Origin of the sequence: Vallitalea okinawensis (assembly GCF_002964605.1) — a bacterium.
GTDB lineage: Bacteria > Bacillota > Clostridia > Lachnospirales > PQDH01 > Vallitalea_A > Vallitalea_A okinawensis.
Genome location: NZ_PQDH01000008.1, coordinates 225,663 through 246,901 on the forward strand (window position 1 = coordinate 225,663; position 21,239 = coordinate 246,901).

The window sequence follows — 21,239 nt, forward strand, 5'->3', positions numbered from 1 at the left end:
TATTTGCAAGACCCATTTAGCTTTGTGGTCTAAATGAGCTAATATGTATTTCTTCTACACTCTTACCGGTTGCTCGTCGAACAGCATCAGTTATCTTAGCGATATCTTGTTGTGATAATTCTTGCTTATCAACAACAACATTTACTAAACCCGTTTCAGCAATGCATACGTAAACTTGATCAAATCCTTTTGACTTAACTAAGGCTTCTGCATCTGTTTCCTTAATCATGCGATCATTGAAATCTAACAATCTCTGTGCAGCATCAGCTTTGTCTTCTTGAGACACATCGTTATTATTAATGACATTGTAAATATTATCAATTGATTTAGCTCTTGTTTGCTCACGGCTCAATTTCAATTGACTAAAATGACTTGATACAACAGCTGAACTATCAACTAATACTGCAGCACCCGGTTGATCGATATCATCTTTGTTACTTTCCTCAACATTCACTTCCTCTTCACTATCGGTACCTTCTTTTTCTTCGTTTTCGTCACCATCTTGCTCAGCATTATCTGCACCATTAGCATTTGTAGGTACAGTTACATCAGGAACTTCAAATATTGGGTCAAAAGCTAATTCTTCGCTGATGGCACTATTAGTCTCATAGGCTTCATGATTTACACCCACATTATCGCTCATGGTCTCTTCCACTTTATCATTGTAATTGATATAACCTGCTATAATAATCATTATGACCAACGCTGTTATGATTATTTGATTTTTCTTTGCATTATACATAAATCTTCTCCCCCATCATTTCATTTTTACAACTTGCACTTTATGAGCTGGAATATCTAACAAAATCACTGCTGCATTTGTTAGCGTCTCTTTTACAATTGGGTCGTCACCATTTTCAGCTAAAATTAAAACTCCCTGAACAATAGGCATGGTCTCTTTTAAGACAATAGGTTCTGAACTGCCGTCAGGATTATTGGTTAATACAGTTTCTTCGCTTTGCGTTTTATCAGTAGAATTTCTGCTTCCTCCACTGCTGTCTTTTTCTTCCATGATTGACTCACCGGATGGTACATCTTTGTTTAATACAATTTCCTTGCTTGACTCAATGGTAAGTAAGATATCAACTTTACCAACACCATGAATATTAGATATAGTATCTTCTAACCTACTCTCAAGTCTTTCCTCATAGGAAATTGTTTTCGACGTATTAACAGTGTCAATCGAAGGTTGTATATTGTCTACTTCACTCTCTGTTATATTTTTATTCGCAAAAGTAAATATTATGACACCTAGAGCTAAAATAATTACGACATACCAAAGCTCAACTCTCGTGCCGTCCTCACCTTTTTTAAACAATCTATCAAACCACTTCATCAATCTCCCACCTTTTTGGTTTCATATATATGTATCTTAATCGTATCTTTATTGATTTTATAGTAATCAACTAAGATACCCTTTACCTTATTTTCAAGAAGTATATCTTGATGTTGAGTAGGTTCTTTTGATCCATTTATGTCAACAGAATCTATAAGAATAGGTTCAACAATTTGCTCGTCTTCACCTGCTTCAACTGATGATTCTCCAATTGTCAATTCCATATTCTTAATTTCACCATACTGTTCATCATCTTCATAAAATTCAATTTTACCTTTGAATAACTTTATATTATTACTGTTTAATACTATCTCTATTTGGTCAAGAACCATCATTTCATATTGCTCTCTTACGATCGCTTTTTGCTTATCGTTATAATGATCTAAGCCAGTTTTCACATTTTCCTGTTGGATCAGCAAATTGCTATTCATCGTACTCATCGTTAAGTAATTATCTAATCCCATTATGGAAAAGAAAGGCTCTATGATCACTAATATAAATATCAGACCTAGTATTAACTTAATGTACTTTTTATATTTCTGATTGGGCATGATCAACTCGATAATAGAAATAAAAATGATGAATACTGCAATGTTATAAACCCATGTTTTTAACCATCCTACCACCTAACTCACCTACCTCATCATCATAGTCATATTGGTTGTTGTTACTAGGATTGTTATAGAAGCAATAAATAAAACCATGACTGTGATTAACACCCCTAATAACATACCACTGTAATCACCTATGCCAGAAAGTCCTTTTACAATTCGTTCATCTGCTAAAGGCTGTACCAATGAAGCACTAATTTTATAAATAAAATAAATGGCCAGCAGTTTTATGACTGGTATGATACACATTATTAGAATGATGATGATAGCTCCTATACCTACAGAATTTTTTATAAGAACGGAGCAATTGAGTACAGTATCTACCACTCCTGATAAAGCCGTACCAACTACCGGTATAGAACTCATGGCATATTTTGCTCCCTTATTAATAATCCCATCAACCATATTAGGTATAATGTTGGTCACACTCATAATAAGTGAAAAAACTACGATAGTGTATTTTAAGGCTTTGTTAATGACAACCTTCACAAAACTTAAAAGATGACTAAGTATATCTTGTTTGGAAATATTATTAATTAACTCTAGGATCACTATGAAGTAAATAATTGGAAGGATATATGTTTTGATGATATTGACTAATACTTCAAGTGTGAATAAGACAGCTGTACCTTGAGCTGTCCCAGCTGTAATATTACCGCTTACCATAACCAGCATTAACATTGTTGGTAATATACTTTCCATCAAAGCATATAACTCATTAATGGTTCCTGTAACCAAATCAATAACGACATCAAAAGACTTAAAGAGAATTAATATTAAGGTTACATAAACAACGTAAAAGCCCATTTCTCCAACAGCAGTCTTCTTAAATGAAACATCTATGTTTTTAAGTATCTGGCTCATAACAGCCAGCACGATAATCTCGCCCATCAAAATACCCAATGCATTCAATTCTTTAAGAAATGTGTTAAGAAAATGTTCCATAAAAGATATCAATGAAAAGTCAAGTTCTCCTTTAATCAACTGAGTCAATAATTCCTGAAAATTAGCAACGTTAAAATAGTCCCATATATAATCTTGCCCTAATACTGCATCAATTTCTTCAAAATCAATGATAGCCATTTGTTCCTCTAATATGGTGTCGATGTCACTTGCATTGGCTTCAATAGAAAAGCAACTAAGAAATAGGATAATCAGAATTATCCACCTCGTATGTCTCATGACTTTAACCCCTTTTTTATCCGACGTTTCTTCTGCAAACTTTGATATTCTAGTAATCAGCCTAACTCAAAAGTTTTGATACTAAATCCAACAGCGTCATGACGATAGGTAATGATACAACTAGGATAAGAATTTTTCCTGCAAACTCAATTTTCATGGCTATTGCTCTCTGATCTGCATCCTTGCAAATCTCCGCTCCAAATTCGCTGATATAGGCTATACCGATTATTTTAAAAATAATTTTGATATAGCCTGCATTTAGATTAATGCGATCTGCTATATCACTTAATACATTTATTACAACTTCCAGCTGACTTAATATCATAAAGAATATAATTATTCCTGTTATCATACTGATATAGATCCCAAACTCTGGATTTTGCTTCTTTAATACTAAAATTAATATTGTGGAAACAAAACCAATAGCAACAATCTGAAAGATAGCCATTTTTTTCATCTCCTATAACTGGAATAAAGTCTGAACCGTGTTGAATAAATCACTTATGTATTGTAACACCCAAAATAACACAACCACTATACCAGCTAAACTCGTTAACATTGCTAATTCTTTTTTCCCTGAATTCTGAAGTACCATGTTTAACGCTGCTAGTACTATGCCAACAGCAGCTATTTGGAATACAATTTCTATGTCCATCATATATCCCCCTTATTTCAATCTGATTCTAGCTTTTCAAATTATATTAAAACAATGACAACTAATAATCCCATTAAAATACCTAATGAACGGTACATTTTTTTATTATTGTCCTTCGAATTATTAATAAGTACAATTTCATCATCAAGATAATCAATAAAAAGTCGTATATTTTTATGTTGCATGGACTTATCCAAATAACCAAGATTCTTTCCAAAATCTCTTATATATTCCCAATCACTATCTGTAAGATAAGCTTGGTTAACATAGACCTCACATTTCTCATTCCATATAGTCACCAGTGGCTTACCAGTCCGTTTTGATAACTCCACTGCTATGTCCATCACCCAATTATTAAGTGGTGCATCTAAACGCCCAGCTATATGTTCTAATGCAGCAACAAGGGATGACGAATATTCAATTTCTGAAGCTAACATAATAGCCATTTTTTTGACACTTAATAACTCTTTTAAGCGATATTCATCCAGTTTACTAAGATAAAAACCCAGTAAAGAAGAACAAGCTAGGATTACAGCCATGCAAATATACTTAATAAACATAATATTTTCCTTCTTTCTTAAAGATTTCTGAGCCTTTCTCATTGATTATTGAAGTGACTGTACCTACACTTCTCGAATTATCAAGGAAAATAATCCGTTCAAATATTTTATCTTCTAGCAATCTATTTAGGACAGGCTTACGACTTATATCCTCGTATGAATAACCGTGAACCGTACAAATGAGTTTGATACCTGCATGTATAATATGTTGAATAGCATGAAGATCTTCTTCCGAACCTATTTCATCTACAGCAATAACTTGTGGTCCCATTGATCTTAAAAGCATCATCATACCCTCTGCTTTCGGACATCCATCAAGTACATCTGTTTGCAACCCAATATCTTTTTGAGGTATACCTTTATAGCATCCAGCTATTTCAGAACGCTCATCAACTACTCCTACATTAATTCCTAGCTTATCTGCTATCTGTCGAATTATATCTCGTAATAATGTTGTTTTACCACATCTTGGAGGTGATACTATCAATGTATGATAAATGGAATTCTCATTTTCTTTTATGAAAGGCATTACAAGATTGGCACAATCTATAACCTCATGGGCAATTCGTATATTCATACCAGAGATATGACGAATTGTACGAACGCTACCTTTATCTAAAATAGTCTTACCTACGATACCAACCCGATGTCCTCCCTTAACAGTTATATAACCCTGTTTAAGTTCTTCTTCAAAGGCATATAGTGAATAATCACTGATCAACTCTAAGGTATGTAGAAGATCTTTTTCATTCAGTATCATACCTTGTCCTTGTTCCCTGGTCAGTTCACTTGATTCTGAAAAATAATAGTATTCATCTTTGATATTTAGCACAATTGGCTTTTGAACTCTTAGGCGTATTTCCTGTAAATCATTAAAAATTTCTTCGGAGACATGTTGAAAAATTTCTCGTAACTCAGTACTTAAGAGTGGTAAAATCATTTGCTTTTCACTCATATTTTTCCTCCTCCTTAACTTTAGTCTTCTTAATTTATAAATTTTCTTTAGTGTACAAGCCATACTTTTACTATATATGTATGTCCAACATTCTAAACTATTCCAAAAAAAAAGAAGTAAACTGGATGAATTTCATCCAATTTACTTCTAGTTCTTATTTATATTTTTAAATTATACTCTACCCAAATACTCACCAGTACGTGTATCGATCTTAACTACTGTACCAAGATCAACAAATAATGGTACTTGAATTGTTGCACCAGTTTCAACAATTGCAGGTTTTGTAGCTCCTTGAGCAGTATCACCTTTAAAGCCAGGCTCTGTCTCTATAATTTCTAACTCAACGAATAGTGGTGGTTCAATACCAAATACCACACTATTATGTGATAGAATTTTAACCATATCATTTTCTTTCACAAACTTTAAAGCATCACCTAATTGATCAGCATTTATAGCTATTTGATCGTAAGTTTCTACGTCCATAAAGTGGTATAACTCACCATCTGTATATAAATATTGCATATCTTTTCTATCAATATGTGCTTTTGGCATTTTTTCTTGTGGACGGAAAGTTTTCTCTGTTACTGAACCAGTCTTTAAATTTCTTAATTTAGTTCTTACAAATGCCGCACCTTTACCAGGCTTAACATGTTGGAATTCTACTATTTGATAAATATTGTTTTCGTACTCGATAGTCAAGCCGTTTTTAAAATCTCCTGCTGAAACCATCTTATATCCTCCTTTTATTTATACTGAACTAAAACTTCCATATAGTTGTTTAAACATATAAATAGTTCAATATCAAAATTGGTACTTTTTACTGCCTTATTAGCATCCTTTATAGTTTAAACTAAAATACTCTATATTTCAAGAAAAATGTTAAATATTCTTCAATGCATGTAGTGCTAAAGAGTAGGATTCAAAACTAAATCCACTTATCTGTCCCATACAACACTCAGCAGTTACAGAAGTCTTTCTAAATTCTTCTCTTGAATGTATATTCGATAAATGTACTTCTATAATTGGTGTTTTTATCGAAGCCAATGCATCACGTATCGCATAGCTATAGTGAGTGAATGCACCTGGATTAATAATTAATCCATCAACCCCACCATAATAAGCTTGCTGAATAAAATCAATTATTTCACCTTCATGATTACTCTGCACGACTCCAACCTCTATCTCAAGTTCTTCACTACGCTTTTTTATATACTCTATCAGTGCTTGATAATCCTTTTTACCATAAACATTTTCTTCTCGAATACCTAAAAAATTAATATTTGGACCATTTATCACAAGTATTTTTTTCATAGTTCCTCCTTATGTATACTATCTATGGTAATGACATAATATTCTTCTGTTGATCCTTTATCACTAAATAAATAATCCACAGATTATGAAATTACCTCCTTTGTCAAACCCAATTCTTCTTGTATACATGCAATTATCTCTGGAATGGACTTGCCACTTACATCAACTTGAATATCAGATGCCTTTTCATAAGCTTGATGTCTGGAGTTAAGTAGAGCTTTCATTGTCTCATAGGGTTGATCGGTTTGCAGTAGTGGTCGGTTATGATCATCTTTTACATTATTATAGATGTGATCACAGTCCGCTCTAAGGTAGATGAGTACTCCATTACTTCTAAGCGCTTGAATATTACGCTGATCCGTTATGACACCACCACCTGTTGCAATAACAACATTCTTTTTTTCTGATAACTCTTTAATGGTTTTTACTTCTTCTGCCCTAAAATACTCCTCCCCCAAATTCATGAATATATATGGGATCGTCTTTTGCTGTTGATGTTCAATGACATTATCACTATCGTAAAAGTCCATTTTAAGTAAATAAGCTAAGTCTCTACCGATTGACGATTTTCCGCTCCCCATAAAACCTATCAATACAATATTACGCTTGTTCATCTATAATCCCCTCTTTAAGTAGTTTTTTAATTCCTCATAGATTTTATTCTTTACAGATTTAGTAATATTAACTTCATTCCAAATCTCATAAGATTTAATGCCTTGATAAACCAACATGCCTAACCCATTCAATGTCCTAGCACCATTTTTTTTGCATTTTTTTAGAAACATAGTTTCAGATGGATTATATATAAGGTCAACAGCTATTTGTACTTTTTTATAGAATTCATCATCCTCAACGATTAGATTATTAACATGAGGGTACATACCAACAGAAGTAGTCTGGATACATAAATCAACCTTTTTTTCTAAAAGAGGGCTATTGATTGGATAAATTTCAATATCAACTTGATAATACTGCTTAACGAGAAAAGCTAATTCTTCTGCTTTTCTAATTGTACGATTCATTATGATTATCTTTTTAGCCCCTCTCGATGCGCATAAAATAGCCACCGCTCTAGACGCACCACCAGCTCCAAGTATAACTACTACTTGATCTTTAATGCTAACACCTTCATATTCAAGGGACTGAAGTAAACCATCAGCATCTGTATTATAACCTTTGTAACCCTTATCAGTGTATTTTAAGGTGTTTACAGCCCCTATTTGCTTAGCAATTGGATCAACACTAATTATAGAATCCATTACATTTTCTTTATGAGGGATAGTTACATTCATCCCTATAATACCTAACGCATGCGCTCCCCTTATCGCATCATTCAAATTATCTTTGCGAACATGTAAAGGAACATACACTGCATCGTGGTTAAGTTCTTTTATTAATGTATTATGTAATTTGGGTGATAGCGTATGTTCAATTGGATCGCCTATTACACTAAATACTTTCGTAGATCCTTTAATCATTGGCTATCACCTCTTACTTTTTTCTTATACTTTTTAATAATCTTCCCTTCGATACCTCGTTTAATCCATGTGATAAACTCATCTTTTTCTGATATGGGCTCAACCAAGATATTCATCATGCCAGCACGGTTAGCTGCCCAAACATCTGTAAAAATCTGATCCCCTATCATAACAGTAGACTCCGCATCTGTATTCATAACTTTCATGGCTTTCTTTAAATTCACTGTACCAGGTTTATTAGCGCGAGGGAAAGCATATACTTTTAACTTTTCATTAAATTTCATAACCCGATCTTTCTTTCCATTAGAAACAAGGCTAATTTTAAATCCTTTTTCTCTTAAAGAAGTGAAAAGTTCGATGAGTTGGTCATCACTTTCTTTAACAAAATAAGGAACTAATGTATTATCAATATCAAAAATTAACCCCCTAATCCCCTTCTCAAATAAATCTTCATAGTTAATATCATACACACTACTGACATACTCTGTTGGAAATAGTCTTTTCATAATTCACCTCTATATAATTCTTATAATCTAATTATAATTTTGCTCTCATAATACCTTATAAACTAATTTTTTTCTTCTCACTTAAATAAGAATGATAATTGTTAATTTTTATCATTAAGGAAATTATACTACAGAAATTGTTTCACCTCAACACGATAATCCATTTTTTCATGTTAATCTCTACCCATAATATTGTACTATGGAAATATTTGTACTATAATTATTATAACTACCAGTGATACTATATAAGTTGAATTAGTTAATTGTTATTAGCACAGCAATTACTGAGAACTATTCACCTTATAAACAAAGGAATATATATAGAACTAAAGAATAACATTCGCAATATTTCGTTCAATATATATAGTTGATTCAAGTCCCTTTAGGAGGTTTAAGCAATGCTTTGCAAAGTTATACAATTAACTAAAAAAGACTTATTTCAATTTAACAAGAGCCATTTTAGGAGAAATCTAAAACGTAGAATTATAACTAGTATCTTGATGAGCTTGTTTTTCCTATGCTTTTTATCAGGGTTAATATTTTATTTCCTTACACAGAAGGATATATTACTTGTTATCAGTATCATAGGATTTATACTACTATTACTCCATAGCTTAATACCATATACCTATAAACTAATTTTACATATCGTTTATAGAAAAGATAAGTTTTTAAAGGAAGAATTAACCTATCATATATCTGATGAGGGTATACGTATAGCAAGTAAGTCTGCTACTAAAATGCTACCTTGGGACTATATCTATAATATTCACATCAACAAGGATTATTTTATATTTTACATAAGTAAGCAAAAAGCATTTATATTGCCAAGGCGATATCTCAATAAGGAAGAAACGAAGCATCTACTGGATTATATTTTACATTATATCCATGATGATAAAATTGATGCATCGTAAACAATTGCGACATATGTTTTAACTTAAGTATATTAGTCCTACCATCTTCATATAATGCTAGTGCACCATGATCTATAATAAGTATGCATATATTGATTATAATAATATTCTTTCTTTTCTTAAGAAAGATAATGTAATACATACATCTAGAAACAATGTATGTGTATTTAGTCGTCATGGTGCACTAGGAGGTGGTATTATATACATTGTTCAGATTAACTTATCTAAAAAAAGAGTCTTACTTTCTCAAATATCTCTTCTTATCATACTCTGCTTGCTCACTTTTATTCAGCTAAAGTATATTAATTTTCTTAAAACTAATAATACTCCCCAACCAGTTCATGAAGTATTAGATGTACCTCTTATACCACAGCTTCCTAACTTACCTACTGGTTGTGAGGCAACATCTACAGCAATGCTTCTTCAGTGGGCAGATCTAGATGTTTCTAAAGAGGAAGTGGCTTTACTTTTACCTAAGAGTAAAATTCCTCATAGACATAATGGTCAGCTTTATGCAGCTAATCCTAATACATCCTTTATTGGCGACCCTTATTCTGTCGAAGGATATGGGGTATTTCACCAACCTATAACTGATTTGATCAATTTTTATCTTCCTGGATTAGCAGTTGATATGACCGGATGTACTTTTGAGGATTTATTGGCAGTCATTGATAGCGGTAGACCAATTATTGTCTGGACAACGATCGGGATGAAGCAACCAAGAATCAGTAAAACATGGTATGACCCTAATGGCAATGAAGTTCAGTGGAAAACTCCTCAACATTCAGTTCTATTAATGGGTTATACCTCTTCACATGTCATCTTCCACGATCCTTGGACAGGTAAGAAGGAATATTGCAAAAGTTCTTCCTTCAAAAAAATTTGGGTAGAAATGGGACGTCAAGCTGTAACTCTAACGCATAATCAATATAAATATGATAATGAAAATAAAGCTACCAATAATTAATCTGGTAGCTTTACTTCGCTTTCCTAAAACAGTTTTTTAAAGGTACTCATTAGATCCAGCTGACCGTAGCCCCATTCTTGATTAGGATAAACCACTCCATTTCTCTTCTTTGCCCCTCTTGCAAGATATGTTCTTAATGCCACAGTATTAATGGTTGGATTATTACCTTTAATAATTCCCCATTCCAACAAGATTGCACTTGCACCAGCAGTTATTGCCGCACTTATGCTGGTACCAGACCTCTTAACATATTCACCATTAGGATAGGGTCCGATAACATTAACTCCAGGTGCTACAATATCAGGTTTCACTCTATCGTCTCTCGTAAAACCTCTGCCAGATGGTAAATAGATGCTAGTCGTTTTTTCATTATATGCCCCAACTGTAATAATACCACTATTTGAAGAAGGATTAACTATGGTTACATCAGGATCAGGTTTTAGAAATGAAGTGCCCTCATCAATAAAGCCTCTGATAGGTAAGTATATATCAAATTCTCCTACAATAACAATATTTCCATGAACAACTAGAGTCCATATACCTGGTAAAATATGTTCAATCCTAACAACTATTAATTCATCCATTGTTCTTTCTTCGATTAGATCGTACCGAATATGAACAATAGTCTTTACTGTTGGTATAATGTAGCTCTGCCAAATGTTTTCCTTAAATGGTATGGGGCCAGTAGAAAAACCACTGGGAGTTATCAGTTCAATACTGACTTGGTCTGGTAATGGACTCCATATACTAAAATTAATGCCTCTTTCACTTTCCGCTATGTTTAAATCAACATTGATGCGTTCTTTATCTTTCTTAAAGATACCATGATAATGATGACCTGAATTTGCTTCATTACCAGCAACACTAACAATGACTACCCCATATGAAGTGCCTTCCTTAGCCATAATCTGTTCTTTATAAGTAGAACCATTATGCGGACCTGCATTAGATTCTAATGCATTAAGTACAACTATTGGCTTATTTAGCTCTTTCGATTTATCTAAAACATATTTTAAACCTAAAGACATGTCATTTCCTTGGAATGCAATTGCATCTTCATTTATTTGATAAAAGTCCTTTAAATATTTTTTTGCTGGTTTTAACTTAACTATAATAAGATCTGCACCTGGAGCAGCACCTTGAAATCCTACTTGTAAATTTGCTTTCCCTGCAGCTAAACCTGCCAGCAAGGTACCATGACCAATTGCATCAGTAGAAGGTACTATGGATAATGGATTATCGGATTTGAGTGCTTCGTTGATTTGAAGGTTTGTGTATTCAGCACCATAAAGAAAATCCATAGGTGGATTTCCTTCTACAGTTTGATCCCATATACTCATAATCTTACTTGTATTATCATCATTAATGAATGCTTCATGGGTATAATCAATACCTGTATCGATAATCGCTACAATGACACCATTTCCAGTTAAATCAAGAGCTTTATTATTAATAATTGGAGTTATTCCTGCAGAATCAAGACTACTCATACTAGAAAGACCAAATAAGACGGGTAGAGATACATAATCACTATTTGAATAAAACTCGACACCTTCTTCAGGTTCCACCTTAAAATAAGCTATCCCCCATCCTCCTAAGGCTACCTGAAAACACTCTGCTCCTATCTCTTCAGTTAGTTTTTGGAGGTCTTCATCTACCCTATACCAAACATCAACGTAATTATCCGATGTGATGATTCGGTGACAATTTAGATCTTCAACAATATTTTCTTGTCGCAAGTTAATCCCCCCATGTTACTTATTTATGATGTCCATTTAATATAAGCTATGATGATGGGTACATGCAATATACTTGAAAACAATGAAAATGGTAGTAACCGTCCTAGATATCAAGAGAATTTTCTATATCATTTGCTTTCTTAAGATAGTTATAAGCGCTTTCAAATTCTCTTAGATTAAAATAGAGATTACTAATACTTTTATAGGCGAAAGTATGATAAACAGAATATTGGAAGCCTTCTAACTTATCAATTGCAATTTGCATTTCTATCAAAGCCTCTTCATTTCTATCAAGCTTAACCAATGTAAGTCCATGATAAATCTTTGCTGACCATAAAAATAGATAATCGAAATTGAGTAGACCTTCATTATTGTAATGGATATCTTCAAACAATTGCAGTGCACTCTCATATTCTTCTAAAAGGTACAAAGCTTTTGCCTTTTCTATAACATAGAATGAATATAGGTCTTTCCTCAATTGTCTCTCCTTAAGATTACCTAAATAATTAAGAGCTCTGTCAGGATTATTTTTTAGATTTTCATATTCTGCATAATTGATATAAATAATTGCTAGACTTAATTTGTTTTCTGTAAACTGTGCAAACTGTTCAGCTTTTTTAATGTTATACACAAACTCATCATAATTTCTTAAAACGAGATTGATCGAAGCTGCTGTCTGATACAAATGATCACATTTATAATAAATATTCTTTTCTTTAGATAATGAAATAGCCTGCTTTAAATGGATAAGAGCATCATTAAGTTCTCCTGACCCAGCACATATAATCGTCTTAAGGTATATTAAGTTAATCTCGAAAAAATAGTCTTTGGTAATTGATAACTGGTATATCTCAACAGCCTCATTTATAATAGTTGTACACGATTGATAATCAAAGGCATTGATATATCTATTCGCCTTTTCCATATATGCCATCGCTGCATCAGAATACAATTGACCCTTTAGATATATTTCGATGGCTTTATCAATTTCTTTTTCACTATCATCATATTTATTAAGATGGGTTAAGCATTCTCCTATTTTATAATGAATATCTCCACATAACTTATCATTCTTAGTAAAACTTAAATTGGTTAGTAAATCATATAATGCATTTTTAGCTTCCTCATATCGAAACTCATCCATAATCAAATTAATTTCTTTAACTCTTTTCATTGTGCTTTCTTGTGAAAAACCATCTAAATTCTCTCTTTCCTCTTCTAAAAAATATGCTACTGGTTTATTCAATTTATTCGCTATTATCTTAAGGCTTCTCATTGATGGAGTCGCAATATTATTTTCAATTTGACTTAACATGCTTTTTGTCATATCTTTTCCAGCCACCTCTGACTGTGTAACTTTAAGTTCTTTTCTTAACTCTTTTATTTTTTCACCAATAGTTTTAGGCATTAAAACCCTCCAAAAGTTCAATATAAATTAATTTCTATAAAGTTAACTACTCATTTTATTATAATATAAATAAAATAGAATCACAATAATGAGTATATTTACATTAGTTAAATTTATTTTAACTTACAATTGACATGATAGCACTTAAAAGATATACTATATTAATAAAGTTTAATTATATTTAACTTTATTTTTCAAGACCATAATCAGTTGTATGAGTAGTACTAGATTTAATTACACTATAAATTTCAAGGAGGTAAAAAAATGAATAGAGTTTTACAAGGTATAAACAATGACAATATTGTAAATGAATCAACGATAATTACAATAGGAGGGGTAGACCAGCACATACTTATAAGAGGAAATAGGGTTAACAATCCTATAATCCTTTTTTTGCATGGAGGACCCGGCATTCCTTCTAGTCCAAATGCTGTTCAATATCAAACTCGCATTGAAGACCATTTTTTAGTCATTAATTGGGATCAAAGAGGAGCTGGCAAATCATATTACGATAATATCCCTAAAGAAACTATGAACCTGGAACAGTTTGTTTCAGATACGGCAGAAGTTATCGATTTTCTATTAACAAAATTTAATAGGAAAAAGTTATACATAGCAGGACAATCCTTTGGGAGTATCATAGGACTTGACATAATAACGAGATATCCCGAAAAATTCTACGCCTATATTGGGATTGGTCAAGTAATTGATCTTAAAGAGAATGAAAAGATTTCATATGACTTTTTACTAGAAAAATCAAAAGAAAAAAAACACGTAACAGCCTTAAAAGAACTGGAAGAAATAGGTGCTCCCCCTTATGCAAATCTATTAAGAGACATATCCATACAGAGGAAATGGCTAAATGAATTTGATTGTATCGAAAGAAAGTGCAATATTTACAAAGAGCTTAAAGATAATTCTAGTGATAAAGAGTTCGAGAATATCGTAAAAGGTGCTTCATTCACAGCTACAAATTTATTAACACATTTGTTTGAAAGGGGCATTAACTTTTTTAACACTATTCAAGAAATAGAAGTACCAGCTTATTTTTGTATGGGCAGGTATGACTATGCCTCTCCTTCAATGATAGTTGATAAATATGTTAAACAATTGAAAGCTCCTAAAAAGGAGTGTATCTGGTTTGAACATTCAGCTCATTTTCCTGATTATGAAGAGCCAGTTAAATTTGTCAATCTACTTTTGAGGATATTAGAAGAAACATATTACTAGATAAGTAAGCAAAACGGCACATATATTTTTTAAGCTACTATCCAACCTTTCAGAGGATAGGCTTATAGATGATTTGTAGCAGATTTTGTAGTTTTAACTTTGGATGTTATGTTCCGGATGTACATTAAATCGTAATAAATGTTAATAGATTTTAGTTAATAAATATACCACCTTAAATTACCACTCTGATAGGTTAAGGTGGTTTTTTTTTGATTAATAATTATATGTCTATAGTAGGACTAGACAAGTGGATAAATTTGATAAAATTTGATAATTCTATCGAATTTATATATAATTAAATATATGCATTTTGTAGAATATGTATAATACTTTTATCTTAGGAGGTATATAATGAGCAATACCGCGTTACTAAAGATAACCAAAACTCAATTTGAATTAGCTTTTACTATGCTTGAAAAAATATTAGAAACATGTCCTGATGATTTATGGTATGAAAAAAAGGGAGGTTATGTATTCTGGCAACAGCTACTACATACACTTACAGGCATTAATTTTTGGTTCAGGCAAAATAATGTTAAATTTGTAGAACCCTTCGAGGATAAAAAAGTTTATCCTGAATTAGAAAATGAGCCAGAGCATCAAATAACAAGAAAAGATTTAATTGAATATAAAAATGCAGTGAAGGACCTTATAAATACTTTTTTTGCCCATAAAGATGATAAATGGCTTCATGATAATTCTATTCTTTTTGATAAGATAAAGAACATAGACGTCATATTTATGCAAGTTCGACATATACAATATCATGTTGGATATTGCAATTGTATTTTGAGAGAAAACAATAGTGAAACTGTGGAGTGGATTGATTATTACGGAGAATAATATAAGACTAATTATGGCTAAAAATATAATAGATATATATTTTTCAACATCACTTTAATTTTGTAGCGATTTGCTGTCGCAAATCATATAATATTGTATAATTTATGAAAGGTGATGTTAAAATGTACGAGTATTCTAATGAACATACTATTTGTAATTGTTGTACTGAATCTTTAAGTAGATTAATTTGTGAAGAATTCAAATGTGGAGATATAATTGGCTTAACTTTTATTGAAAGTGGTGTAGCATCTATAGCTACTGGTAGATTCGTTGATGTAGTAGGTGCTGTTGTAATCATCAATGATCTACTTTTGGAGGATACTACGAGCTATATTCCATTATGCGACGTATCTAGTGTTGAAAAAGGTATTACCTCCTTAATGGCAAGAAATACTCCTACTTCAATAAAATTAGATCAATAAATACTTTATATACTGATTCATTCTACCGCACATACCATTTAGCATATGGGCGGTAGAATATATCACTGTTTCATATTAAACTGGACTCAATTTTTTAATCCATATCAAGTGATTAGTGCACAAAGGAGTGTTATTATTAATAAAAAAATGAAATTCACAAAACGTTCGTTATTAGGGCTATGGTTACTTGGTCCAAAGAAAATTATGGGGTTTGGTTATTTTTTACTTTTTCTAATATTAGGAATCATCACTCTCCCTACTAATGAAAAAGAATTTTTGAATTTTCTAATTCCATTCTTTATACTGTGGCTTATTATTCATCTAATATCGGTTTATAGAGTTATATCAATATCTAGAAATTGTAATATAACCGCAGCAAAACTAACCTCCACAACCAAAAATGGTTCATATAGAAATTCTTACTATAAAAGAAGATATACATATCAAATTAATAATAGGAGGTACACTGCGGTAGTAAATGTAGGAAGTATTAATAAGAAAGTAGATTGGATATTAGACTATGTTATATATGTTCCCCATAATCCCTATAAGTTTTTTTTGTTATCAAGTATTCCTTTAGCATCATTTGCTGAAACTGCTAAATTAAATAACTTAGTTTTACCAGCAGAATATGAAACTTTTAAATGTAATCATTAATTTTTATTATCAAAGCCCCATTCAGTATCGGACCGAACGGGGCTTTTCTTAACTTGTACTTTTTTAGTGTCTATATTAATGACAGGGTTCACCGTATCGCTTTTAAACGGCGGTTTTTCAGCATTCTTTCATGCACGCATAATATGGTTACAATCACATTGATTATAGACCCATATCATAAATCTTTTGAAGCGTATTGAGATGCAGCTCTTTTTCGTCAGGTGACTGGGCGTATTTATACCCTTCTATAAGCCTGTACCCGAACATAACAAGTATCAATTCACGAACGCAATTATCTGATATATGGGATATATCCGCATATTCTGAAAATCCTTTATAATACGCAGGGATACATTTATGGTAGCATTCAACCATGTAATCAATTTCTGTCTCATCCGCAATCAAGCTTGCAATATCTTCCCCCATATAGCCCCACCCGGTGGTATCCCAATCAATAAGTCTGATTTTTTTGTCAATGCAGAATATATTCGTTATCCAAAAATCTCTGTGGCAAAAAACTATGGGTAATTTTTCGATTCGTAACCATATTTCGTCTGAATTATCGTCTACATCAATTAACATATTGCATATATGCTTAGGAATTTCGCAATTATCGTAACGGATGTAGTCGTATACCTCTTTCCATGTTTTATAATGCAGATAGGTTTTTTTTACTAAATCCACTTCACTAAGATTGGAAAGGCTCTGTAGCACAACATACTTCTCTACATATATCCTACCTTGAAAACGTCCCAATTCTTCCGCTGCATGTTCATACATTTCGACAGTCATGTCCAAACCCGATACACCTTCAACATATTCCATCCATATTTGTGTGTTATCATTATTTATCTCCGCATGATAGCATTTAGGCCAACGGAATGCATCAGTAAAGACTTCATCTAAATCCGATGCATAAAGATCATATTCTCTACGCCATGAATCGGGATCGCCATAACGATTCCATTTTTTTTGTATCTTTAGAACAACATTATACGGCAATTCCTCGCCGTCACCAACTTCCGCTATTCCTGTTACAAGACGCACATCGCCCAAAGTCCCGCCATGTAGGTGCTTGGTTTGGTAAGTTGCATTGATAACATTTACTCCAAGCATTTCACTTAGCACATGTATTAGAGTCTTGGGATTCACCTGTATTTGTTCTGACTCTGAATAGACGTTATTCATTTTACAAATCCTCCATGTTTTCCTTGTTTGATTACTCCACTGAGCCGAGAAAAATATTTTATAGCTACTTACATAAAGTAGATATCTGCTATATAGCCCTTATTCTTATATCTCTCATCGATGAAAGAACTCTTACTAATTCTTTATACTCATGGTACTCTCATCCCATTTGTCTATTTTCTTCACATCATACTTTTTCTATTATGATATAGTACAAGAAGTAATCTTGAATGATTTTATTGTATAGTAGTTGAAGTTCATCATTCAATATCTAGAATAGTTATAATTAATCTCTATAATAATTCTTTTATGCTCTTCTTAATAGAGACTATTTTACTCAATATATATCTAATAAGATAAAGCAATGATGCAATGAAGAACCTTATATTAGATTGAGATTCTTTTTCAGTACTATAAATTCCATTTTAATCTATATTGTGATATAATTTACTCAGTTAGCTATAAGATCAGTCAATGAATTTTTTAAAAGAAATCATTATAAATACTATAGCTTTGAAGAAGTACGAAAAGTCATCTTTGACTACATTGAATCCTAGTATAACCGAAATAGGGTTCATAGTGCTTTGAATTATAAAACCCCAACAAACAGTACATGAACTAGCTATGACAGCTTAAAAAGTTAAACTTACGGTGTCTACCATGTTGTCATAAGTCCAGTATTCCTATTTGGTCATTAACTTTTGAATGATATAGAACAAATAATAAAAAATAAGGAGTGTTAAATATGAAGAAGTTAGAAAAGTTAAGATACGGAGACAGTATAGGTATATTCTCACCTTCATGTCCGATCGATAATTTTAATACATATGTTAGTGCGAAAAAATATCTAGAAAATAAGGGATACAAAATAGTTGAGGGAAATCTAACTAGAAAATCAGATTACTATCGTTCAGGTTCCATAAAAGAAAGAGTAGAGGAGCTAAATAGTCTAATACGAAATCCTAATATTAAATGCATTATGGCAACAATTGGAGGGATGAATTCCAATTCACTTTTACCATATATAGATTATGAAGCTTTTATTCAGAACCCAAAGATCGTAATTGGTTACTCAGATGTTACAGCAATATTATTGGGACTATATGCACAAACAGGGATTCCCACTTTTTATGGACCACCAGTAGCTGAAGAATTTTGGGAATCCCCCTTATTAGTTGATGAAATATATGGGTATTTCGAGGATCTATTAGTAAATGATCTGACAATACCTTACGAAATATCAAATAATGAATGGAAGACGATAACTAAAGGGAAAGTTAGAGGTAGATTAATAGGTGGTAACGTGGAAACTATATTAGGTTTTTGGGGCAGTAAGTATATGCCTAACATAAAGGAAGGGGATATACTTTTCATTGAGGATGATGGAAATGCTTCTACTTTAGAGAGAAACTTCTCTTTCTTAAAAGTTAATGGAATCTTTGATAAGATATCAGGAATTATATTGTCAAAACATGAATTTTATGATGATCAAAAAACAGGTAGAAAGCCTTATGAATTATTATTAGAAGTACTTAATAATGAGAATCTACCAATTATTGCAGATTTTCATAGTCGTCATAATCGACCAATGGTAACACCAATAGGATGTTATATTGAATTGGATAGTACTAATAAGAAAATAAAGCTATTAGAGGATTATTTGGGTTATTAAACTACTCATTAGGATTCCAATTTATTTTTAGTGCTTTGATTACTGTTGTTATCTTTCCATTAGGATATCGTTTTATAATGGAATACAGTGATTGGGTAAAAGTGGATAATGCAAGTAAATAAAATTGCTACTAGGTATTAACCTAGTAGCTTTTCATTTGAATCATTTAATTGCCCATCATCTAAATAGTCCATAACAAAATCATCATATAAAGTCTGCACCCACTTTTGTATATCATCTTTAGTAAACACTACCTTTATTGGATCAGGCAGTATAACATATAAACGTTCTACTACATAGATAAATTTCTTGTCACCATTAGAAAATTTTTTCTCAGCTGCTAACATAAATTTAAATGCTACTTCTCTAAAATTTTCTAAGGTTTCTTTAGTACCTCTAACCTTAATTGACCAAGATGTATAAGCTACTAAACCTATTAAGCAAATAACAATTAATAAATATAACCCATAATTATTTAAAAATTCTAACATATACTATTCTCCTCTCTGTGATCTATACAATATTTTTGAAACCATTTCTCTAGTTGCTGGACTTATAGAGTTCGTACCATCGACTAATCCATCTTCTTTAGCCCATAGCCAACTATCCCCGTAACAATGACTAGGTTTATCTTCAGGTAAAGTATATGTAAATCCTAAGAATTCTGTATAACTCTTGATAATAGCTTCTGCATCTTCTTGCCAATGATTAAGTAATCTTCTTGTATCTTTATCATTGTCAGCAAAACCATATTCAGCTATTGTAGTATTTACTATTCCTGTATCCCGGTGCATATAATAATAATCTTTTGATGGATCACTTGGTAGTACTCTAGTGAACACTCTGCGGATATTTTGCCCAGCCTTTTCTAGTTCTTCTTTAAGTCTTTCTTCAAGTTCCCCATCTGAGTAAATGCTATGTATAAATTCAGCACCTTGTCCACCGCCTGCATTTATGTGATTTGATAAACAGTACCTGGCTTCACTCTTTCTTACAATCCCTGTCCTTTTTTTAGGATCTAAATAGACATCAGATTCTCTTGTTAATTTAACAGGTACCCCAAGATGCTTAAAGCGGGCATATTGATATAAACTGATTTTGAGCACCTTATCCTTCTCTTTCCAATGTATATTAGATCCACCCCCAAAGTCCCTTCCTCCATGACCTGGATCAATAATTAGAACTGGTTTCAATTTATCATCTCCTTAATTTAAAACTCCAGATTCTATGAGAATTGCTTTTACTTCATTGCATTTTCCTTTTATAAGCTATATATATTTCTCTACCATAGGCTACTCCTCTCTAAGTAAAATAACACTTATCTATATTGACAAGTGTTATATTCTAGGAAAATAAGTATATTTAGTTTGATACACAAATCATAATTTACCACATAATTAATATAGTGCCAGGTCATCTATTGAAGTTATGTAAAATGCTATATTTGTTATTTATGTATTATTATACCATGTTAAGGCAAGTTGTGCAATTTCTCATTTAGCTCTAGACTCCACAACATTAATTCTCAGAATATACTTTTAGCTTACTTTCAAATCCTGTCTCCCTTTCATGTCATTTATGTATACTTCTTCAAGGAGTTTA

24 protein-coding genes are annotated in these 21,239 nt (G+C 32.0%); 6 read left to right on the top strand and 18 right to left on the bottom strand.

The genetic code is table 11. From position 1 onward, the window contains the following. Positions 1-16 precede the first annotated feature (16 nt). From C1Y58_RS20045 to C1Y58_RS20105, 13 genes are all read right to left on the bottom strand, one after another. Positions 17-742, bottom strand: a complete 726-nt coding sequence (locus C1Y58_RS20045; RefSeq protein WP_105618128.1) for a SpoIIIAH-like family protein — start codon at positions 740-742, stop codon at positions 17-19. Positions 743-757: 15 nt separating this feature from the next. Further along, positions 758-1,336, bottom strand: a complete 579-nt coding sequence (locus C1Y58_RS20050) for a hypothetical protein (RefSeq protein WP_105618129.1) — start codon at positions 1,334-1,336, stop codon at positions 758-760. Then, complete coding sequence (gene spoIIIAF, locus C1Y58_RS20055) at positions 1,336-1,962, bottom strand: stage III sporulation protein AF (RefSeq protein WP_105618130.1); 627 nt, start codon at positions 1,960-1,962, stop codon at positions 1,336-1,338. The genes C1Y58_RS20050 and spoIIIAF overlap by 1 nt, the downstream gene beginning before the upstream one ends. A gap of 9 nt (positions 1,963-1,971) precedes the next feature. Then, positions 1,972-3,129 (bottom strand): stage III sporulation protein AE, encoded by a 1,158-nt coding sequence (locus tag C1Y58_RS20060; protein WP_105618131.1) that lies wholly within the window; start codon positions 3,127-3,129, stop codon positions 1,972-1,974. 61 nt (positions 3,130-3,190) lie between these two features. Further along, positions 3,191-3,577 carry a stage III sporulation protein AD gene (spoIIIAD, locus tag C1Y58_RS20065; protein ID WP_105618132.1) on the bottom strand — a complete coding sequence of 129 codons (387 nt, stop codon included), beginning with the start codon at positions 3,575-3,577 and terminating at the stop codon, positions 3,191-3,193. Between the two features lie 12 nt (positions 3,578-3,589). After that, positions 3,590-3,784 (bottom strand): stage III sporulation protein AC, encoded by a 195-nt coding sequence (spoIIIAC, locus tag C1Y58_RS20070; RefSeq protein WP_105618133.1) that lies wholly within the window; start codon positions 3,782-3,784, stop codon positions 3,590-3,592. 41 nt (positions 3,785-3,825) lie between these two features. After that, positions 3,826-4,344, bottom strand: coding sequence for a stage III sporulation protein AB (locus C1Y58_RS20075; RefSeq protein WP_157950214.1), 519 nt, complete (start codon positions 4,342-4,344; stop codon positions 3,826-3,828). Then, complete coding sequence (gene spoIIIAA, locus C1Y58_RS20080; protein ID WP_105618135.1) at positions 4,334-5,299, bottom strand: stage III sporulation protein AA; 966 nt, start codon at positions 5,297-5,299, stop codon at positions 4,334-4,336. Before spoIIIAA ends, C1Y58_RS20075 begins: the two co-directional genes overlap by 11 nt. 171 nt (positions 5,300-5,470) lie before the next feature. After that, positions 5,471-6,028: an elongation factor P gene (efp, locus tag C1Y58_RS20085; protein ID WP_105618136.1), complete on the bottom strand. Its 558-nt coding sequence runs from the start codon at positions 6,026-6,028 to the stop codon at positions 5,471-5,473. 150 nt (positions 6,029-6,178) lie between these two features. Next, positions 6,179-6,610 carry a type II 3-dehydroquinate dehydratase gene (aroQ, locus tag C1Y58_RS20090; protein ID WP_105618137.1) on the bottom strand — a complete coding sequence of 144 codons (432 nt, stop codon included), beginning with the start codon at positions 6,608-6,610 and terminating at the stop codon, positions 6,179-6,181. 83 nt (positions 6,611-6,693) lie between these two features. Further along, positions 6,694-7,224 carry a shikimate kinase gene (locus tag C1Y58_RS20095; protein WP_105618138.1) on the bottom strand — a complete coding sequence of 177 codons (531 nt, stop codon included), beginning with the start codon at positions 7,222-7,224 and terminating at the stop codon, positions 6,694-6,696. Then, positions 7,225-8,088 (bottom strand): shikimate dehydrogenase, encoded by an 864-nt coding sequence (aroE, locus tag C1Y58_RS20100; RefSeq protein ID WP_105618140.1) that lies wholly within the window; start codon positions 8,086-8,088, stop codon positions 7,225-7,227. Further along, positions 8,085-8,594 (bottom strand): YqeG family HAD IIIA-type phosphatase, encoded by a 510-nt coding sequence (locus C1Y58_RS20105; RefSeq protein WP_105618142.1) that lies wholly within the window; start codon positions 8,592-8,594, stop codon positions 8,085-8,087. Before C1Y58_RS20105 ends, aroE begins: the two co-directional genes overlap by 4 nt. Positions 8,595-8,992: 398 nt before the next feature. On the opposite strand from C1Y58_RS20105, the gene C1Y58_RS20110 reads away from it, so the two are divergent. Together C1Y58_RS20110 and C1Y58_RS20115 are read left to right on the top strand one after the other, a co-directional pair. Continuing rightward, positions 8,993-9,511 carry a YcxB family protein gene (locus C1Y58_RS20110; RefSeq protein ID WP_105618144.1) on the top strand — a complete coding sequence of 173 codons (519 nt, stop codon included), beginning with the start codon at positions 8,993-8,995 and terminating at the stop codon, positions 9,509-9,511. A gap of 67 nt (positions 9,512-9,578) precedes the next feature. After that, the gene (locus tag C1Y58_RS20115) at positions 9,579-10,478 is read left to right on the top strand and encodes a C39 family peptidase (RefSeq protein WP_105618146.1); all 900 of its coding nucleotides are present in this window, start codon (positions 9,579-9,581) and stop codon (positions 10,476-10,478) included. A gap of 23 nt (positions 10,479-10,501) precedes the next feature. Here C1Y58_RS20115 and C1Y58_RS20120 read toward each other — a convergent pair whose 3' ends face one another. Together C1Y58_RS20120 and C1Y58_RS20125 are read right to left on the bottom strand one after the other, a co-directional pair. Then, positions 10,502-12,217, bottom strand: coding sequence for a S8 family peptidase (locus C1Y58_RS20120; RefSeq protein ID WP_105618148.1), 1,716 nt, complete (start codon positions 12,215-12,217; stop codon positions 10,502-10,504). 103 nt (positions 12,218-12,320) lie between these two features. Next, positions 12,321-13,625 carry a helix-turn-helix domain-containing protein gene (locus C1Y58_RS20125; RefSeq protein WP_105618150.1) on the bottom strand — a complete coding sequence of 435 codons (1,305 nt, stop codon included), beginning with the start codon at positions 13,623-13,625 and terminating at the stop codon, positions 12,321-12,323. A gap of 264 nt (positions 13,626-13,889) precedes the next feature. On the opposite strand from C1Y58_RS20125, the gene C1Y58_RS20130 reads away from it, so the two are divergent. From C1Y58_RS20130 to C1Y58_RS20140, 3 genes are all read left to right on the top strand, one after another. Next, the gene (locus C1Y58_RS20130; RefSeq protein ID WP_105618152.1) at positions 13,890-14,855 is read left to right on the top strand and encodes an alpha/beta fold hydrolase; all 966 of its coding nucleotides are present in this window, start codon (positions 13,890-13,892) and stop codon (positions 14,853-14,855) included. A gap of 351 nt (positions 14,856-15,206) precedes the next feature. Then, positions 15,207-15,698, top strand: coding sequence for a DinB family protein (locus C1Y58_RS20135; protein WP_105618154.1), 492 nt, complete (start codon positions 15,207-15,209; stop codon positions 15,696-15,698). Between the two features lie 122 nt (positions 15,699-15,820). Then, entirely contained in the window at positions 15,821-16,120 is a 300-nt protein-coding gene (locus C1Y58_RS20140) for a hypothetical protein (protein ID WP_105618156.1), read from the top strand. Between the two features lie 819 nt (positions 16,121-16,939). Here the strand turns inward: C1Y58_RS20140 and C1Y58_RS20150 are convergent. Next, positions 16,940-17,824, bottom strand: a complete 885-nt coding sequence (locus C1Y58_RS20150; protein ID WP_242985444.1) for an aminoglycoside phosphotransferase family protein — start codon at positions 17,822-17,824, stop codon at positions 16,940-16,942. 886 nt (positions 17,825-18,710) lie between these two features. Between C1Y58_RS20150 and C1Y58_RS20155 the strand changes: the two genes are divergently transcribed. Further along, complete coding sequence (locus tag C1Y58_RS20155; RefSeq protein ID WP_105618162.1) at positions 18,711-19,637, top strand: S66 family peptidase; 927 nt, start codon at positions 18,711-18,713, stop codon at positions 19,635-19,637. A gap of 137 nt (positions 19,638-19,774) precedes the next feature. On the opposite strand, the gene C1Y58_RS20160 is transcribed toward C1Y58_RS20155, so the two are convergent. Together C1Y58_RS20160 and C1Y58_RS20165 are read right to left on the bottom strand one after the other, a co-directional pair. Beyond that, complete coding sequence (locus C1Y58_RS20160; protein WP_105618164.1) at positions 19,775-20,128, bottom strand: hypothetical protein; 354 nt, start codon at positions 20,126-20,128, stop codon at positions 19,775-19,777. Positions 20,129-20,131: 3 nt separating this feature from the next. Continuing rightward, positions 20,132-20,830, bottom strand: a complete 699-nt coding sequence (locus C1Y58_RS20165; protein WP_105618166.1) for an N-acetylmuramoyl-L-alanine amidase family protein — start codon at positions 20,828-20,830, stop codon at positions 20,132-20,134. Positions 20,831-21,239 lie beyond the last annotated feature (409 nt).

Excerpts from the sequence above, each read along its gene's own strand:
- C1Y58_RS20160 (WP_105618164.1), bottom strand. The coding sequence starts at position 20,128 with ATGTTAGAATTTTTAAATAATTATGGGTTATATTTATTAATTGTTATT.
- C1Y58_RS20110 (WP_105618144.1), top strand. The coding sequence starts at position 8,993 with ATGCTTTGCAAAGTTATACAATTAACTAAAAAAGACTTATTTCAATTT.
- C1Y58_RS20115 (WP_105618146.1), top strand. The coding sequence starts at position 9,579 with ATGATCTATAATAAGTATGCATATATTGATTATAATAATATTCTTTCT.
- C1Y58_RS20155 (WP_105618162.1), top strand. The coding sequence starts at position 18,711 with ATGAAGAAGTTAGAAAAGTTAAGATACGGAGACAGTATAGGTATATTC.
- spoIIIAA (WP_105618135.1), bottom strand. The coding sequence starts at position 5,299 with ATGAGTGAAAAGCAAATGATTTTACCACTCTTAAGTACTGAGTTACGA.
- C1Y58_RS20045 (WP_105618128.1), bottom strand. The coding sequence starts at position 742 with ATGTATAATGCAAAGAAAAATCAAATAATCATAACAGCGTTGGTCATA.
- C1Y58_RS20140 (WP_105618156.1), top strand. The coding sequence starts at position 15,821 with ATGTACGAGTATTCTAATGAACATACTATTTGTAATTGTTGTACTGAA.
- C1Y58_RS20075 (WP_157950214.1), bottom strand. The coding sequence starts at position 4,344 with ATGTTTATTAAGTATATTTGCATGGCTGTAATCCTAGCTTGTTCTTCT.
- C1Y58_RS20050 (WP_105618129.1), bottom strand. The coding sequence starts at position 1,336 with ATGAAGTGGTTTGATAGATTGTTTAAAAAAGGTGAGGACGGCACGAGA.
- C1Y58_RS20130 (WP_105618152.1), top strand. The coding sequence starts at position 13,890 with ATGAATAGAGTTTTACAAGGTATAAACAATGACAATATTGTAAATGAA.
- aroQ (WP_105618137.1), bottom strand. The coding sequence starts at position 6,610 with ATGAAAAAAATACTTGTGATAAATGGTCCAAATATTAATTTTTTAGGT.
- spoIIIAC (WP_105618133.1), bottom strand. The coding sequence starts at position 3,784 with ATGGACATAGAAATTGTATTCCAAATAGCTGCTGTTGGCATAGTACTA.
- C1Y58_RS20105 (WP_105618142.1), bottom strand. The coding sequence starts at position 8,594 with ATGAAAAGACTATTTCCAACAGAGTATGTCAGTAGTGTGTATGATATT.
- efp (WP_105618136.1), bottom strand. The coding sequence starts at position 6,028 with ATGGTTTCAGCAGGAGATTTTAAAAACGGCTTGACTATCGAGTACGAA.
- C1Y58_RS20060 (WP_105618131.1), bottom strand. The coding sequence starts at position 3,129 with ATGAGACATACGAGGTGGATAATTCTGATTATCCTATTTCTTAGTTGC.
- C1Y58_RS20095 (WP_105618138.1), bottom strand. The coding sequence starts at position 7,224 with ATGAACAAGCGTAATATTGTATTGATAGGTTTTATGGGGAGCGGAAAA.
- aroE (WP_105618140.1), bottom strand. The coding sequence starts at position 8,088 with ATGATTAAAGGATCTACGAAAGTATTTAGTGTAATAGGCGATCCAATT.
- C1Y58_RS20125 (WP_105618150.1), bottom strand. The coding sequence starts at position 13,625 with ATGCCTAAAACTATTGGTGAAAAAATAAAAGAGTTAAGAAAAGAACTT.
- C1Y58_RS20135 (WP_105618154.1), top strand. The coding sequence starts at position 15,207 with ATGAGCAATACCGCGTTACTAAAGATAACCAAAACTCAATTTGAATTA.
- spoIIIAD (WP_105618132.1), bottom strand. The coding sequence starts at position 3,577 with ATGGCTATCTTTCAGATTGTTGCTATTGGTTTTGTTTCCACAATATTA.